The sequence below is a fragment of the Polaribacter vadi genome (genome assembly GCF_018861005.1).
Taxonomy (GTDB): Bacteria; Bacteroidota; Bacteroidia; order Flavobacteriales; family Flavobacteriaceae; genus Polaribacter; species Polaribacter vadi_A.
Window position 1 is genome coordinate 102176 of sequence record NZ_JAHKQL010000008.1, and the last position, 16883, is coordinate 119058.

A 16883-nucleotide genomic window follows, 5' to 3' on the forward strand; every position below is an offset into this window, starting at 1 on the left:
AAATAGATGAAAAGTAAAGTTCTAATTATTATTTTTTTCTTCGGATGTTTTGCCTTAAAAGCTCAACACTCAGAAATTAAACTAAAAGAATATTCGTTTTCTGAAGTTGAAAGTTTGCAAAAAAGCAATCCCAAGCCTTTATTTATTTTCATCTATACAGATTGGTGTAAGATCTGTGAAGGAATGAAAAAAACCACTTTTAAAAACGATAAAGTTATTTCACTTTTAAATAAGCATTTTTATTTTATCAAATTAAATGGAGAAGAAAAAAAAGACATCACTTTTTTTAGCAAAACATTTGTTTACAAACCTTCAGGAAATAAAACAGGAACACATCAACTAGCTAAAGAATTGGCATCAATAGAAGGTAAAATAAGTTACCCAACAACAACAATTCTAAATTCAAAATTTGAAATAGATGTTCAGGTTGATAGTTTTATCAACAGTAAAAAAATAAAAAAAATATTAGAGAGTTATCTTAACCACTAATGCTTCATCTCCCAAATACGTTTTCTACCTGTATCTCTTTTAATTCTACTTCTGCTAGATGAGCTACCTCCACCACCAGAAAGTGAAAAACGGTAAACAATAGCACCACCAACATAAATATGTGATCCTTGGCTCTGTAAACCATAGTAATTTATTTTGTACATGGCTTGCCCATTTAATCCAAATCTATCAGAAAGCCAAAGAGTTCCACCTCCACCAACATTAATAAACGGAGCTAAATAATCTTTTGTATCTACCAAACTACCTCCTAATAAAGCATAAATAGAAAGCGTATTTTCTGATGTTCCAAAATCGTACCTAATATCACCATCAAAGGTTGTGTACTGTATTCCTTCATTTCTAGATGTTGAAATTGCAGCAGATAAAGTGATATTCGTAAATGCATAAGTAGCCAATGTAAATCTAGGAAACTGATCAGAATATCTAAATCCAACAGAAGAGCCATCTTCTTCAGAATAAAGTAAACCTGCAGCACCTACACCAATTGCCCATTTATTATTTGCATCTTGAGCACTAACATTACTTTTAATTAGTAGTACAAAAATTAACAGAATTAAAATTTTAAATTTCATAATCTCAGGGTTTTGTTCGTATTCATAACTTCTTTTCTTACAAATATATTATAATAATGCATAAAATGTCTTTATCTGCTGTTTTTTCTAGGTTAAGAAACCTACATTTGTAAAAACATTTTACGTTGAGTAAGCAGAACATTGTAAATCAATATCAAAAATCTGCGAGTGTTTCGCAGATCATTACAGCCCTTCAACAAGACAATAACCATTTTCAAATAACGAATTTGGTTGGGTCTTCATTGTCTTTTATTATTTCTGAAACTTTTAAAAGTGCAGATAAGCCTTATCTTTTAATTTTTAATGATAAAGAAGAAGCCGCTTATTATTTAAATGATTTAGAGCAACTTTTAGGTGATAAAAATGTACTTTTTTATCCTGGTTCTTACAGAAGACCCTACCAAATAGAAGAAACCGACAATGCCAATGTATTGTTACGTTCAGAGGTATTAAACAGAATAAATTCTCGCAAAAAACCAGCTGTAATTGTAACTTACCCAACTGCATTATTCGAAAAAGTAGTAACTAAAACAGAACTAGACAAAAACACCTTAAAAATTGCAGTTAGCGATAATTTATCGCTAGATTTTGTAAACGAAGTTTTATTCGAATACAAATTTAAACGTGTAGATTTTGTTACAGAACCTGGAGATTTCTCTGTAAGAGGTGGAATAATAGATGTTTTTTCTTTTTCTAATGATGAACCTTACAGAATTGAATTTTTTGGTGATGAAATTGACAGTATCAGAACTTTTGATGTAGAAACTCAATTATCCAAAGAAAAACTGAAAAAAGTTTCGATAATGCCAAATGTAGAAAACAAGGCATTGCAAGAAAAAAGAGAAAGTTTTTTAAAGTACATATCATCAAAAACCATCATTTTTACAAAAAACACAGAATTACTTTCTAATAGCCTCGACAAATTTTTTAGCAAAGCTGATGTTGCATTTAAAGAATTATCCAAAGAAATTAAGCACGCAAAACCGTCTGAATTATTTTGTGATGGTAATTTCATTAAAAATCAATTGCAAGATTTTACATTGATAAATTTTGGAAATTCCAATTCTGATGAAAAATCTGATATTGTTTTTAATACACAACCTCAACCCTCTTTTAACAAACAATTCAATTTATTAATTGATAATTTAGAGGAATATCACAAAGCTGGTTTTACCAATTATATTTTTTGCGCTAACGAACAGCAAGCCAAACGTTTTCATGATATTTTTGATGATGCAGAACAAGGAGTCCATTACGAAACTGTTGTTTTTCCTCTTTATCAAGGTTTTGTAGATGTAGATCGTAAATTAGTTTGTTATACAGATCATCAAATTTTTGAACGCTATCATAAATTCCGACTAAAAAATGGCTACGCCAAAAAGCAAGCTATTACTCTTCAAGAATTAAATAAGCTTGAAATTGGCGACTATGTAACGCATATGGATCATGGAATTGGAAAGTTTGGTGGTTTGCAAAAAATTGATGTTCAAGGCAATAAACAAGAAGCTATTAAATTAATTTACGGCGAACGCGATATTTTATATGTAAGTATACACTCGCTTCATAAAATATCAAAATTTAATGGTAAGGATGGTAAAGCACCTAAAATTTATAAATTAGGATCTGGTGCTTGGAAAAAAATAAAACAAAAAACAAAAGCGAGAGTTAAACACATTGCTTTTAATTTAATTCAGTTATATGCCAAAAGAAAACTACAAAAAGGCTTTGCTTTTGGTCCAGACACTCACATACAACACGAATTAGAAGGTAGTTTTATGTACGAAGATACTCCAGATCAATTTACAGCCACACAAGATGTAAAAAATGATATGGAAAAAGAACAACCCATGGATAGATTGGTTTGTGGTGATGTTGGTTTTGGTAAAACTGAAGTTGCTGTAAGAGCTGCTTTTAAAGCAGTAGATAATGGTAAGCAAGTTGCCATTTTAGTACCAACTACAATTTTAGCTTTTCAGCATTACAAAACGTTTTCAGAAAGGTTAAAAGATTTTCCAATAAAGATTGATTATCTAAATAGATTTAGAACTGCAAAACAAAAAACCATTGCAATTGATGGCGTAAATAATGGCGAAGTTGATATTATTATTGGTACACATCAATTAACCAATCAGCGTATAAAATTTAAAGATTTAGGGCTTTTAATTATTGATGAAGAGCAAAAGTTTGGTGTTGCTGTAAAAGACAAACTAAAAACTTTAAAAGAAAATGTTGATACTTTAACCCTTACTGCTACTCCAATTCCAAGAACTTTACAATTTAGTTTAATGGCTGCCAGAGATTTGTCTGTCATAAAAACAGCACCACCAAACAGACATCCAATAGACAGTAATGTGATTCGTTTTTCTGAAGAAACTATTCGTGATGCAATTTCTTACGAAGTTTCTAGAGGAGGACAAGTTTTCTTTATCCACAATAGAATCGAAAACATTAAAGAAGTTGCTGGTTTATTACAAAGATTGGTTCCATCTGCAAAAATAGGAATTGGCCATGGACAAATGGAAGGTAAAAAACTTGAGGAATTAATGCTTGGGTTTATGGCTGGTGATTTTGATGTTCTAGTATCTACAACCATTATAGAAAGTGGTTTAGATGTACCCAATGCAAATACTATTTTTATTAACAATGCAAATAATTTTGGTTTGTCTGACTTGCATCAAATGCGAGGAAGAGTTGGTAGATCTAACAAAAAAGCTTTCTGTTATTTTATAACACCTCCTTATCATATGATGACAGATGATGCCAGAAAACGTATTGAAGCTTTGGTGTTATTTTCTGATTTAGGAAGTGGAATTAACATTGCTATGAAAGATTTAGAAATTCGTGGTGCAGGAGATTTATTAGGTGGTGAACAAAGTGGGTTTATAAATGATATTGGGTTTGATACTTATCAAAAAATATTACAAGAAGCTATTGAAGAGTTGAAAGAAAATGAGTTTAAAGAACTGTATCCAGAAGATAATTCTAAACCAAAAGAGTATGTAAAAGAAGTACAAATAGATACTGATTTTGAAATCCTTTTTCCTGATGATTATATAAATTCTATTACAGAAAGATTAGCACTATACAACAAACTAGGTACTTTAAAAGAAGAAAAAGAATTACAAGTTTTTGAATCTGAAATTACAGATAGGTTTGGAGAAATACCAACTAAAGTTGAAGATTTATTAGATTCTGTACGTATAAAATGGTTGGCAAAAGATTTAGGTTTAGAAAAAATCATCTTAAAACAAAAAAGAATGATTGGGTATTTTGTTGCCAATCAACAAAGTGATTTTTACCAAACAGAAGCTTTTTCTAGAATGCTAAAATACGTTCAACACAATCCGAAAAGTTGTGTTATGAAAGAAAAACAAACAAAATCTGGTTTGCGTTTAATGATTACTTTTATTAAGATTGATTCTGTAAAAAAAGCTTTAGAAACCTTAGAAAATGTTTAATTTTAACTAAAATGATAAAAAAAGTTTTTTTACTAATAATTTTATTAAAAAGTATAAATTTAATTTCACAAAATAATTTTGTTCAAAATGTTATAAAACCAATTCAAGAAAACAATTTATTATATGAAAAGGTATTCATTCACACAAACAAAGAAAAATACTCGTATAATGATATTATATGGTTTAAAGCATATGTTGTAAATAAAGATAATAGAGCATCTAAAAATACAACTCTATTATACGTTAACCTTCTAGACGATAAAGGAAATATTATTGTATCAAAAAAGGTGTTTATAAAAAATGGTGAAGGGATAAATCAAATAAGCTTACCATATCCAATAAATAGCAAACATTATTACATTCAAGCCTACACTAATTATATGAGAAATTTTAGTGAAAACTATTTCATTAAAAAAATTAACATAATTAACGTTAAATCTAAATCCTTTAAAGAAGATAATTTTGATATTGAATTGTTTCCTGAAGGAGGTAGTTTTTTATTAGGTGTAGAAAATACAATTGGAATAAAATTAAAAAATAATGAAAATACCATTAGTTATAAAGGTGAATTAATTGATGATAAATCTAAAACAATATCAAAATTTAAGTCAGTATTCGATGGTATATCTAAAACTTCATTTCTTTATGATGAAAATAAAAAATATTATATCAACCTTTTTTTAAAGGATACTGTATTGAAGAAAGAAATTCCTTTACCAAAACAAAATGGCGTTATTTTTAATCTAAAAAACACTAAAGATTCTGTAAAAATTGTTTTTAGGTCACATCTGCAAAACATCAATAAAAATAATTATTATTTCTTATTTCATAGAAAGAGCGAAATTATAGGTTATTTTGAACTACCATTTCATAAACAAAATGAAGAAAAAGAAATAAGAATAGCTAAAGATATTTTTTTTGATGGAGTAAATACATTAACCGTATTTAAAAATGAAGAATCTATATCACAAAGAAAGTTTTATATTAAAAACGAAGGCAATAGTAATACCATAAAAATTAAAAAATTATCTGAGAGTTTAGATTCCATTACTTACAGCTTAGAAGTATTAGATAAAAGGAAAACCAACCTACAAGCAAGCCTAAGTCTTTCAGTTCTTTCTGATAAACATTTTAAGTTCAAACCAAATAATACTATTGAAGATTCATTTAATTTTATGCCATATATTAATAATTGTATAAAACATTTTTCAAATGAAGATAATTTGAATTTCATAGATCTAGTATTATTAACTCAACAGAAAAGGAATATTAAATTAAATGATTTTCTACAAGATTTAAATCCTAATTATAAATATTCTTTTGAATTTGGAGTAAAACTAAAAGGAAAAATAAACATTATTTTATCTAATGAATTAGCTTTAATTTCTAATAAAAACCAGTTAATACATAAAATAAGTTTAAATAGTAATAAAAATTTTGAATTCAAAAGATTATCTGTTTATAAAGGAGATACTATTAAAATGTCTTTTATGAAAAACAACGAGGCGATTTTACCAAAAAAAATTACTCTAGATACTATTAAACCTTTTACTTATCCTAAAATAACATGTCTGACAAGAAATAATAATAAACAAAAAGAAAATGATTTTTTCTTTGTTGATTCAACATTTATAAAATTGGATGAAGTAAAGGTAAAAGCAAAATTAATGAATAAAATAGAAAATGAAAAAAACAAGTTTCATAAAAAATATAGAAATTCAATTAATCATGTGTCTCTTTATAAGCCAATAAAAATAGATAATTACTATAAAGAAAGAGAAACAGATTTAATGAAATTTCTATTTGAGAAAGAAGAGGTTAGAATAGCTAATTGGAAAGGTGTTGAGGATTATTTAATGGTTAGAAGTAAGGAAGGAATTTTACTTATAGATGGTGAAAAAATACCATCTTATAAATTATCTTCAACTTCATTAAAAATGAGCGAAATAGAAGATTTAGCAATTAGAAGTGGTAAAGTATGCATAATTCAAGTATTTACAAATACAAACTACAAACTAGACCTGAAAGATTTATCTAAAAAGTTTATCATAAAAGATGGGTATGATAGAAGTAAAAAATATTCTGCTAATTTTTTGGAATACGAAAATACAAATGAAGTTAAAGAACTAGATTGGAAACCAATTTTGAAACCTCAAGAAAATAAGAATACAATTGTTTTTAAATTAAATAAGGATATAGATATAACTTCAAATAATATTATTTTATGTTTTCAAGGTATTACTAACAAAGGCTCACTTATTAATAAAATTGTAAGAGGTTACCAATTTAATTAAACCTATCAAAACAAATTAGTGCAAAATCAACACGCAAAAAATTTATCCATTTTACTTTTAGCAACGCTATTTGTAAGTACTTCTGGTGTTTTAGGCAGGTATATAGCAATGCCAGCAGAAGCCATTATTTTATGTAGGGCTTTTATAGCATCAATTTTAATGTTTGTTTTTTGTAAATACAAAAAAGTAGATTTTAAAATAAAAACAACAAAAGATAAAATTTCTTTTTTAATAGGTGGTTTTTTAATGGGTGCACATTGGGTAACTTATTTTTACGCATTAAAACTCTCTAATGTTGCACTGGGCATGTTATCTATTTATACTTTTCCTGTAATTACAGCTTTTATAGAACCTTTTATTAGTAAAAAAAGAATAAACATAGTGCATATTTTTTTAGCTATTTTAGTTTTAATTGGAGTCTATATTTTAGTGCCAGAATTTTCCTTAGAAAACAATGAATTAAAAGGGATTTTATTCGGAATACTTTCTGCCTTCTTTTATGCGCTTAGAAATTTAATGGTAAAAAAAGAAGTTACAAAATACGATAGCAGTCTACTAATGTACTATCAAATGATTGTAGTTACTGTTTTATTAATACCTACTTTATTTTTTAGTGATTTTTCTAATGCAGTCAATCAACTACCTTTATTACTATTGGTAGCTTTATTAACTACAGCTATTGGACATACTTTAATGGTAAAGTCTTTAAAGCATTTTTCTGCAACAACAACTAGTATTATTAGCAGTGTACAACCAATTTTTGGTATAATAATGGCCTACCTGTTTGTGAATGAAATACCTAGTTTTAATACTTTTATTGGTGGTTGTTTAATATTATCTACAGTAATTATAGAAAGCTTTAGAAGTAGAAAATAATTTTTACTTTTTTTTTGATGTCAATCAATAATGTAATTTTCGTTTTATATTTCAACTTTTTTTATTGTTCATGCAATTAATCACCATAAATATTGGTGCTTGGTAAGGCCAAAAATATATTCAAGAAAGAAAGGTGTAAGATTTGTTTTTACACCTTTTTTTGTTTTTAAAGAATCTAGTTATTATGTTTTTAGTAAAAAAGCCAACAAACAAGTTTAGCCCTGATTGAACGACTTGTTTGAGCTCTTTTTGTTATTCACAAAAAAGCGAGTAGTGAAAGCAGGAAATAGCTACAAAAAGAGAATATTTTTATACTGATGCTATTAGTTTCTACCTTTTTCATTAGGATATAATCCTGGCAAATTATCACTCTGAAAATAAGCTTTGGTATCGATATTTATGGCAGTAATTTTACCTTTAAATGCAGCTCCAGTATCTATATTCCAAAGATTTGCAATGTTTACTGGTGTAGGTATTCCGTAATTTGTAGTTGGTGTGTGGCCAATATAAATTTCTTTATAATGTTGCAACCTTTTAGGATAAAATGAGGTGTCTTTAGCAATATTTTTATCCATAGAAACAGCCATTTCCCACAAAGTTCTGTCTAAGCAAAATGTTTTCTGAAAAGGTTCTTTTTCTACACCATGCATAGATGTAAAACCTGCATGTAAAAAAAGTCTGTTATTGTTATCTAAATAATACATTTTGGCATTTTCGAAAAAAGCAATATGCTCCTTTTTTTCTGCTATAGAAAAATCGTGGTAACTCTCCATAGTTTCTTTGCCTCCATGCATATACCAAGAAGGGTTTACAGTATCGTTTTTTAGCCAATCTTCGCACCAAACATCATGATTCCCTTTTATAAAAATACAGTCTATTTTATTGGATAAATCGATTAAAGTATCCACAACTTGTGCAGATTCACTCCAGCCATCTACATAATCTCCCATAAAGATAATTTTATCTCCGTCTTTAAGTTCTAATTGATTTAGTACTTGGGTAAGTGCTTTTAAACCTCCATGAATATCTCCAATTGCAAATGTTCTCATTGTATTTTTTTAATTGAACAAAACTAACTTGTTTTTGCTAAAACTAAAATAATTGACATTAAATTATTATTAAAAATACTGTCCAATTCCGAAAACCAAACCTCCTTTAGATTGACCTCTATGATTTATAACACTAAAACCATAATCGATTCTAAAGGTTGCATTGTATATTTTTTTACTGATAAAACGTAAACCAACTCCTGAATAAATTCTGATAATTTCGCTTCTAAAAAAGTCATTAAATTCACCTCCTGGATCTCTCCAAGAACCAAAATCTGTAAAAACATTAGTTTGTATTGCCAACCATTTTTTGTCGTAAACTGTGTGTCTGTATTCTGTGTTTAGCACAAAAATACCTGTACCTCTATCTACCAAAATTCCTACACCTCTTAAGTTTAAATTATTATCTACTGCAAATGGAGCAAATGGCGTGTTTTCGTTAGATGCTAAGCCAAAACGTAACCTGTTTGCCCAATTACCTTTTTCTTTTATTCTTTTAAAATAAAAAAAATCATTCCAAAAAATATAAAAATCGTTTTGAAAGTCGTTTTCTGTAATTACATATTGTGCGTATAAAATACTTTTAAAACCACTTATGTATTGATAAAAATAGTCTAAACTATCAAAAGAATACACCATTTTAAGCAAAGCTTTGTTTAAGTCCAATTTTTGCGGAATTGCTGGATCTGTGGCTCCTGATAAATATTGATATTTTTCTTTAAATAAGTTTACACCAAAATTAATTTCATGTTTTAGGTTAATTTGATACAAGCCCAAGGCTTCTACAGAAATATTATTGTAAAGATAATTAGCAGATTGATTTTTAAAATAAAGCGGTTCTTCGCTTTTCCAGTTTTGGTGATTTAGAGCCAAACCCCATTTTTTTGAAAACAGGTTTGGGGCTTTAAAATTGATGGCATAAGAATCGAAACCATTGTTTTGATAAAAGCCACCAAAAGTGATGTTTCTGCCTAAAAAATTATAATCGTACAAACCTAATTTATAGGAAAACTGATTGTTTGTGGCTGTCCATAGATTTATATTGGGTAAAATGGTATAATTTTCTTCGATGTAAATAAAAACATTATATAAGTTTTTATCTGAATAAAATACTTGATAATAAGCGTGACCAATTGCTGGTAATCGTTTTAAAAGAACAATATCTTTCTCTAAAGTAATTGAATCTAAAGGTTGCCCTTCTTTTGATGTTATGATTGATTTTAAAAAAGGAATATTCACCTTTTTTGCACCGTTAATTTTTAGAGATACAATTTGTTTTTCTTGTGATAAAATAACTGCAGAGCATCCTAAAAAAAATAAAAAGAAGAGAAATTTTCTCAATGTCATTATTGGGCTATAAACGAATTTTCTATCACCAAATTTACCCAATTATCTTCACTTACAGCCATAAGTGTAAAATTATACGTAGCATCTGCTACTAAATCTTCTGGTGTTGTTGTATTAATATTTAATACAACATTGCTTGTATCGTAAAATTGAAAATATTGATCGTAAGTATAAGTACCAGAAATAAATTCATCATCTTCATCAGAAATAACCTGAAAATAAATGGCATTATCTGTGGTATCAAAGTCAGACCAAGTAAATTTTGGCATTAAACTTTCTGTTTGATCTATAGTTACCTCTTCTTCCCAAACTGTTGAATTCGTATCATTTTTTAAACGAATAGGATTCGATTTATGTAATTTACCATCTGTTAAATACGTAACAATACACCAAGCTTCTTCTGAATCTGATCTAGTAAACTGTTGTAGTTTTCCGCCAAAAACATCGCTAGAAGTTAAGGCTTCTCTTCTGTAATTGGAAAAATCATTTTCATCTACATCTGTAGCTTCTGTTTCGTAATACCTAATATCTGTAGCTCCATCTATAGGATAATAAAAAATATAGGTTGTACTTGTACTACCATCTGCACTTGCTGCACATGCAATTACTTCATCTAATTCTCTACCAGAATTGACATTAATATATTCTTCTAAGTTTCTTGGTGTTGTAATATCATTATCTTCTGAACAAGAAAATAAAAAGGATATCGTTATAAGAAGAAAAAGAAGATATTTTAATTTCATAAAAAAAATTTAGATTTTAAAGGTCATAATTGGTAATGTTGCATGATTAGAAACATCTTCTGAAATACTACCAGAAAAAAGATGCGCTAAACCAGTTCTACCATGTGTAATTAATGTAATTAAATCTGCACCTGCAGCATTAGAATAATTTAAAACTCCTTGTTCTATAGACTTTGCACAAACAATATTAACATTTATTAAACGATCTATATTACCCTCTGCTTTGATTAAAAAATTATTTGCTAAAGCATCCATTTCTGGAGTAGTTTTAAAATCTTCGTTGGGTAAATTTACATATATTAAATGTTTTTTTGCATTTAAAAAATCTAAAGTAGCTAGCATGTTTTTATACGCTGGTATAGATTCTTCAGAAAAATCTGTTGCAAAAACTATATTTTTAAAGTTAACATCATTCAATTCATTTTTAATAACTAGAACTGGCACTTCAGAATGTCTTATAACTTTTTCTGTATTAGAGCCCGTAAAAAACTCTTTTAACCCAGTTGCACCATGAGAACCCATAATAATTAAATCTGCTTTTACTTCTTTAGCAATATCATTTATTTCGCTAAAAACTTTAAAATGTTTAACAATAGGTACAACCTTTATGTCTTTTAAAAAGTCTTTTTGTAAAAATTTTTCAAACTTTTTTTCTGCTAATTTTAAAAAGTAAACTGCTTTTTCTTTACTAAAATCTGGACTTTGAGATAAGTTAACTTCATTTAAGTCTAACATATGTAAAGCATAAATAACAATATCTGTTTTTTTTGCAAATAGTGCTGCAGCTTTTAAAGCATATTCTGAGTGATTTGAGAAATCTATTGGTACAATAATTTTTTTCATGATTATCTGTTTTTAATTAATATTACAAATATAGATTTGATACACATCTTATTTCAAGATATTTATCATCTTTTAAAAATTATTTATGAAATAGCTTTCTTAAAAGCTCTTCTGCTGGTTTGTTTTGAGGTGTAAACCTATTATTTTCTAGTCCACCCACTTTATCATGCCTATGAAACCATTTCCAGACAAAACCACCTGCAAACCAATCTTCTTTCCAAAACTGATTGTGTATAGCTTGTAAACCATTGGCTTGTGCTTCTAAATTTACACTGCCTTGCATTCTATTAAATTCCCAAGGTCGTCTGCCAGTAAAATCTACACTTCTATAACCAAACTCTGTAAATAAAACAGGCTTATTATTTTTTTGTTGAACTCTACTAATTTCTTCTTTGTGAGTTTTCCATCCTAACTCAAAATCGGCTACAGTTGGTGATTTTTTTTCTGATAAAGGAAAATAAGCATCAATACCTATAAAATCTAATTCTTGCCAAAAAGGCAATCTTTTATACTCATCCCAATTTGCAGCATAAGTTAACTTACCTTTATAAACTTCTCTGATTTCTATAATTAATTGCTGCCAATATTCTGGTCTGTTCACCACAAATTCTTCTAACTCTGTACCTATACAAAGAATTTCTGCATTAATATTTTCGGCTGCTTTAGCATAAGTTAAAATATAATTTCTGTAAGAATTTTCTAGAATTACCCAGTTTTCTTCAGAATTTGCTTTTAAATCGCCAGTAAAACCACCTCTTCTCAACCATAAATGAGGCTTTATCATAATTTTAACCCCTACTTTTTTAAACTCTTTAGCATATTGAAACAAGCCATTTTCTGATTCGCCAAACCATTCTCTGTTTGTGTTGAATTCAATTTTTGGAATTTCGATATTTCGAATAAAACTGTAGGGCATTAAGGCAACAAAATTACCTTTCGTTTTTAAAACAGGTTTTATATGATTAATGTTTATAGAATCTCTTGACGCTACAAAACTTAAACCGTTTATTTTTTTTGATTGACTTGTACAAGATAATTGTAAAAATACAATAGCTACTAAAAAGAGAATTTTTGTTTTCATAAATCCCTTAAAAATAGTTCTTTTTGCTAAAACAATACTCTTAAACCAATGTTAAAACTTTGTCCTAAACCAGTATCTGTACCTCTAACAAATTTACTGTACAAAACCTCTAAATTTAAAGTGTTCGTTAATTGATATTTACCTCCAAAACCTACTGAAGAAAAATCTTGAGTAAAATCTCCAAAACGTTGGTAATGTTGTACAAAACCTAAAATTGTAGATTTATCACTAGGAAAATAACTCATAAATAATCCTGGTGCTAACACAAAAGTTTTATCAGCAAAACTGGCATCATCACCAAAATTATATTCTGTATTTAATTCGGTAAATAATTGCCAATTACCACTTGGTAATGTATAATCATAAAAAAAACGGTTCTGAAAAGTGTAAGCTGTTTGATCTAAATAAACACCATTTGCATCAGTTTCGTTCTCTATTAAAGGTATATGAAAAGCACTTTGAATAGAAAAATTACCAATACTTTGAATAGGCTGCCATTTTAATGCTGGGGCAAAAGAAGATAAACCATTTCTAGAGCTATTGTCATCAGCAAAACTAAAAACAGAAGTAGCACTTTTATCATTAATTGTATTAGACCTATACTCTAAAAGCAAACCTATATTTAATCTATTATTATCAGAAATACCTGTAAAAATATCTACAGTAGATGTAAAATAAGTTTCTCTTGCTTTGTCTGTCTTTACGCCATTATTAGTGGCTTTAGTTTCTGTATATAAGTTGTTAAAAAACTTAACATCCCACTGACCTTTATCTAATAATTTAGATGGTGTATAAGTTTGAATATTACTCTTAGTATCTTCCTTTTCTTGTGCTAAAGCATTTACATTAATAATTAAAACTAAGGCAACTAAAATTTTTAAATAATGATTTTTCATATTGGTTGATTTTATTTTTAAACTTTTTTGTATTTAATTACAACATAGGTCTTATCATTTTTTAATTACTTACAATTTTAATTTCACAACTTTTATTTATATTAATTCTAAATTACTAAGAAGTTTTAAGTTCTTAACTTTAGCTTCGACATAAACCAAGAATTAATCATCTAACTATGGAACACATTGTTATTATTGGAAATGGAATATCTGGAGTTACAGCTGCCAGACATATCAGAAAAAATTCTGATAAAAAAATTACCATTATTTCTGCAGAGACCAAATATTTCTTTTCTAGAACTGCATTAATGTATGTTTATATGGGGCATATGAAATTTGAACACACTCAGCCTTATGAAAATTGGTTTTGGGACAAAAATAACATCAACCTAAAAAGTGGTTTTGTTTCTAAAATTAATACAGATGATAAAATCTTAGAATTTAAAGATACTTCTACACTTTCTTATGATAAATTAATCATTGCAACTGGTTCTAAACCGAATAAATTTGGTTGGCCAGGCCAAGATTTAGATGGTGTTTTGGGCATGTATCATAAACAAGATTTAGAGAATCTAGAAAAATTTGCACCTAATAATAAAGTTTGTAAAAGAGCTGTAATAGTTGGTGGTGGATTAATAGGCATTGAATTGGCAGAAATGCTAAGAAGCAGAAAAATACCTGTTACATTTCTAGTAAGAGAAGCTAGTTTTTGGAACGGAGTTTTACCTGCTCAAGAATCTGAATTGATTAACAAACACATTGCAGCACATCATATAGACTTACGATTGAGTACCAATTTAAAAGAAATAAAATCTGATGAAAATGGTAAAGTTAAATCGATAATTATTGAAGAAACTGGCGAAGAAATCCCTTGTAATGTTGTTGGTTTAACAGCTGGTGTAACACCAAATATCGATTTTTTAAAAGACTCAGGAATTGAAACTAAAAGAGGTGTTTTAGTAAATCGTTTTTTAGAAACTAATATTACTGATGTTTATGCAATTGGTGATTGTGCAGAACAACATGAAGCTATAGGCCAAAGAAGAAATATTGAGGCTGTTTGGTATACAGGTAGAATGATGGGAGAAACTTTAGCACAAACAATTTGTAACAAAAAAACAGCATACAAACCTGGTCATTGGTTTAATTCTGCAAAATTCTTAGATATAGAATACCAAACTTATGGATGGGTTTTTAGTGAAAGAAATAAACAAGAAAATGAAGCTTATTTTCAATGGCAACATCCAAAAGAAAATATTTGTATTACCATTTCTTATGATAAAAACAGTACTAAATTTTTGGGGATAAATACTTTCGGAATTCGAATGCGACACGAAATTTTTGATAAATGGTTGTCAGAAAACCAATCAATTGAACACGTTTTAGAATATTTAAAGGATGCCAATTTTGATCCTGAATTTTACAAATTGTATGAAGCTGAAATTGTGGCAAAATTCAATCAAGAAAACAACACAAACATTCAAGTAAAAAAGAAAAGTTGGAAACGAATTTTCTCAAAAGCATAACAAAAGAAAAAATTAATTCATCCAACTAACATCATAAAATCATCATTTTGAAACTAATAAAACAAACAGGCTTAATCGTATTTTTAATAGGATTATCAATCTTTATAGCATCTCTTTTTACAGGTAATTTCTCTTTCACAGAAAAAGAATTAGAGACTTACATTGCTGAAAAAGGATATAAAAGTGAAATTATCAAAAACGAATTATCAAAAGCAATTGTTACAGAAGAAAATTTAAATATTTTTCAATTTTCAAGTGGGGTAATTAATGCATTTGAAAATTCTAATAAGCATTATAATGCTTTAATTGCAAAATACAATTCAGAAAAAAACTGGACTAAAAAAGGCGAGCAATATCAATATAAAATAGGAGGAAAACCACATTCATTAAGTTTTGAATTGGCAAAAAAAGCAGGCAAAGGTTTTATAACAGAAAACACAGGTTTAGCTTGGTTTTTAACTTTTGGGTTGGGAATTATTGGAGCACTAATGTTCATAGTTCCTGATGTTGTTTTACTTGGAAAACCAGGGATTAAAAACGACGGAATATTTTTAAGTGCAGCTACAAATAGAGGTTGGATTGGCTGGTTTGCATTTATCTTTTTAGTTACTTTTTATATTTTATTGTATTTCTATCCAGATTTTATTGTAAACTGGGTGTATTTGGTAGATCCAATTAGCAAATTTATTAGTGGAAATGCTGCAAGTCAGTGGTTTTTATACGGATTTTTATACTGTGTTGTGATGACAGTAATGGCAGTTAGAATGTATATAAAATACAGACATAATAAATATCAAATTTTAAGAACAACTTCTGTTTTATTCTTCCAAATTGTATTTGCATTTTTAATTCCAGAAATTTTAGTTCGGTTCGAAAAACCTTGGTACGATTTTAAAAATGCATTTCCTTTAGATTACGATTTTTTCTTTAAATGGAATATTGATGAGCTAATTGCTAGTGGTGGTTTTGGTTTATTTATTTTAGTTTGGGGAATTGTTCTAACCATTGTAATTGTGCCAGTAATGGTTTATTTCTTCGGAAAAAGATGGTACTGTTCTTGGGTTTGTGGTTGTGGAGGATTAGCAGAAACTTTAGGAGATCCTTATAGACAAAACTCGAGTAAAACACTACTTTCTTGGAGAGTAGAACGTATTGTAATTCATTCTGTTTTGGTTTTTGTTTTGGTAATGACAAGTTTTGCATTGTACACTTTCTTTACTGAAGCAAATCAAGTTTTAGGCATTAAAACACAAACCATTCAAGACATTTATGGATTCTTAATAGGTTCTATTTTTGCAGGTGTAATTGGTACAGGTTTTTATCCAATATTTGGTAATAGAGTTTGGTGTAGATTTGGCTGCCCATTAGCTGCATATTTAGGTTTTGTACAACGTTTTAAATCGAGGTTTAGAATTACCACTAATGGTGGACAATGTATTTCTTGCGGAAACTGTTCTACGTATTGTGAGCAAGGAATAGATGTTAGATCTTATGCACAAAAGGGAGAAAACATTGTACGTTCTAGTTGTGTGGGATGTGGAGTTTGTTCTGCTGTGTGCCCAAGAGGTGTATTAAAACTAGAAAATGGCCCTGAAGATGGTAGAATAAATCCTACTGATGTTTTATTAGGTAATGATGTTGATTTAATGAATTTAGTTAACAAAAAATAAAACATCCCAAAAACTACC

At 28.3% G+C, this 16883-nt stretch carries 13 protein-coding genes; 6 read left to right on the forward strand and 7 right to left on the reverse strand.

Annotated features, from left to right (window positions below):
• The first annotated feature begins 6 nt into the window (after positions 1–6).
• On the forward strand, positions 7–489 hold the full coding sequence (locus KO506_RS05605; protein ID WP_215993914.1) for a thioredoxin family protein: 483 nt from the start codon (positions 7–9) through the stop codon (positions 487–489).
• Here KO506_RS05605 and KO506_RS05610 read toward each other — a convergent pair.
• Positions 486–1082, reverse strand: a complete 597-nt coding sequence (locus KO506_RS05610) for a hypothetical protein (RefSeq protein ID WP_215993915.1) — start codon at positions 1080–1082, stop codon at positions 486–488. The two genes, KO506_RS05605 and KO506_RS05610, sit on opposite strands and share 4 nt — an antisense overlap.
• Before the next feature lie 125 nt (positions 1083–1207).
• Here KO506_RS05610 and mfd point away from each other — a divergent pair, with 125 nt between their 5' ends.
• The 3 genes from mfd to KO506_RS05625 are packed head-to-tail and all read left to right on the forward strand — an operon-like array spanning position 1208 to position 7710.
• Positions 1208–4540, forward strand: a complete 3333-nt coding sequence (mfd, locus tag KO506_RS05615) for a transcription-repair coupling factor (RefSeq protein WP_215993916.1) — start codon at positions 1208–1210, stop codon at positions 4538–4540.
• Positions 4541–4551: 11 nt separating this feature from the next.
• Complete coding sequence (locus tag KO506_RS05620; RefSeq protein ID WP_215993917.1) at positions 4552–6834, forward strand: hypothetical protein; 2283 nt, start codon at positions 4552–4554, stop codon at positions 6832–6834.
• 18 nt (positions 6835–6852) lie between these two features.
• Positions 6853–7710, forward strand: a complete 858-nt coding sequence (locus tag KO506_RS05625) for a DMT family transporter (RefSeq protein ID WP_215993918.1) — start codon at positions 6853–6855, stop codon at positions 7708–7710.
• A 323-nt stretch (positions 7711–8033) separates the two neighbouring features.
• On the opposite strand, the gene KO506_RS05630 is transcribed toward KO506_RS05625, so the two are convergent.
• From KO506_RS05630 to KO506_RS05655, 6 genes are all read right to left on the reverse strand, one after another.
• The gene (locus tag KO506_RS05630) at positions 8034–8759 is read right to left on the reverse strand and encodes a metallophosphoesterase family protein (RefSeq protein WP_215993919.1); all 726 of its coding nucleotides are present in this window, start codon (positions 8757–8759) and stop codon (positions 8034–8036) included.
• Between the two features lie 69 nt (positions 8760–8828).
• Entirely contained in the window at positions 8829–10106 is a 1278-nt protein-coding gene (locus KO506_RS05635) for an outer membrane protein assembly factor (RefSeq protein WP_215993920.1), read from the reverse strand.
• Positions 10106–10849, reverse strand: coding sequence for a hypothetical protein (locus KO506_RS05640; protein ID WP_215993921.1), 744 nt, complete (start codon positions 10847–10849; stop codon positions 10106–10108). The genes KO506_RS05635 and KO506_RS05640 overlap by 1 nt, the downstream gene beginning before the upstream one ends.
• Before the next feature lie 9 nt (positions 10850–10858).
• Positions 10859–11692 carry a universal stress protein gene (locus tag KO506_RS05645; protein WP_215993922.1) on the reverse strand — a complete coding sequence of 278 codons (834 nt, stop codon included), beginning with the start codon at positions 11690–11692 and terminating at the stop codon, positions 10859–10861.
• Positions 11693–11771: 79 nt separating this feature from the next.
• Positions 11772–12773 (reverse strand): glycoside hydrolase family 113, encoded by a 1002-nt coding sequence (locus KO506_RS05650; RefSeq protein ID WP_215993923.1) that lies wholly within the window; start codon positions 12771–12773, stop codon positions 11772–11774.
• 26 nt (positions 12774–12799) lie between these two features.
• The gene (locus KO506_RS05655) at positions 12800–13669 is read right to left on the reverse strand and encodes a transporter (RefSeq protein WP_215993924.1); all 870 of its coding nucleotides are present in this window, start codon (positions 13667–13669) and stop codon (positions 12800–12802) included.
• Between the two features lie 176 nt (positions 13670–13845).
• Here KO506_RS05655 and KO506_RS05660 point away from each other — a divergent pair, with 176 nt between their 5' ends.
• Both KO506_RS05660 and KO506_RS05665 read left to right on the forward strand, forming a co-directional pair.
• Entirely contained in the window at positions 13846–15195 is a 1350-nt protein-coding gene (locus KO506_RS05660) for an NAD(P)/FAD-dependent oxidoreductase (RefSeq protein ID WP_215993925.1), read from the forward strand.
• Between the two features lie 47 nt (positions 15196–15242).
• On the forward strand, positions 15243–16865 hold the full coding sequence (locus KO506_RS05665; protein ID WP_215993926.1) for a 4Fe-4S binding protein: 1623 nt from the start codon (positions 15243–15245) through the stop codon (positions 16863–16865).
• Positions 16866–16883 lie beyond the last annotated feature (18 nt).

Excerpts from the sequence above, each read along its gene's own strand:
- KO506_RS05650 (WP_215993923.1), bottom strand. The coding sequence starts at position 12,773 with ATGAAAACAAAAATTCTCTTTTTAGTAGCTATTGTATTTTTACAATTA.
- KO506_RS05635 (WP_215993920.1), bottom strand. The coding sequence starts at position 10,106 with ATGACATTGAGAAAATTTCTCTTCTTTTTATTTTTTTTAGGATGCTCT.
- KO506_RS05620 (WP_215993917.1), top strand. The coding sequence starts at position 4,552 with ATGATAAAAAAAGTTTTTTTACTAATAATTTTATTAAAAAGTATAAAT.
- KO506_RS05640 (WP_215993921.1), bottom strand. The coding sequence starts at position 10,849 with ATGAAATTAAAATATCTTCTTTTTCTTCTTATAACGATATCCTTTTTA.
- KO506_RS05610 (WP_215993915.1), bottom strand. The coding sequence starts at position 1,082 with ATGAAATTTAAAATTTTAATTCTGTTAATTTTTGTACTACTAATTAAA.
- KO506_RS05630 (WP_215993919.1), bottom strand. The coding sequence starts at position 8,759 with ATGAGAACATTTGCAATTGGAGATATTCATGGAGGTTTAAAAGCACTT.
- KO506_RS05645 (WP_215993922.1), bottom strand. The coding sequence starts at position 11,692 with ATGAAAAAAATTATTGTACCAATAGATTTCTCAAATCACTCAGAATAT.
- KO506_RS05660 (WP_215993925.1), top strand. The coding sequence starts at position 13,846 with ATGGAACACATTGTTATTATTGGAAATGGAATATCTGGAGTTACAGCT.
- KO506_RS05605 (WP_215993914.1), top strand. The coding sequence starts at position 7 with ATGAAAAGTAAAGTTCTAATTATTATTTTTTTCTTCGGATGTTTTGCC.
- KO506_RS05655 (WP_215993924.1), bottom strand. The coding sequence starts at position 13,669 with ATGAAAAATCATTATTTAAAAATTTTAGTTGCCTTAGTTTTAATTATT.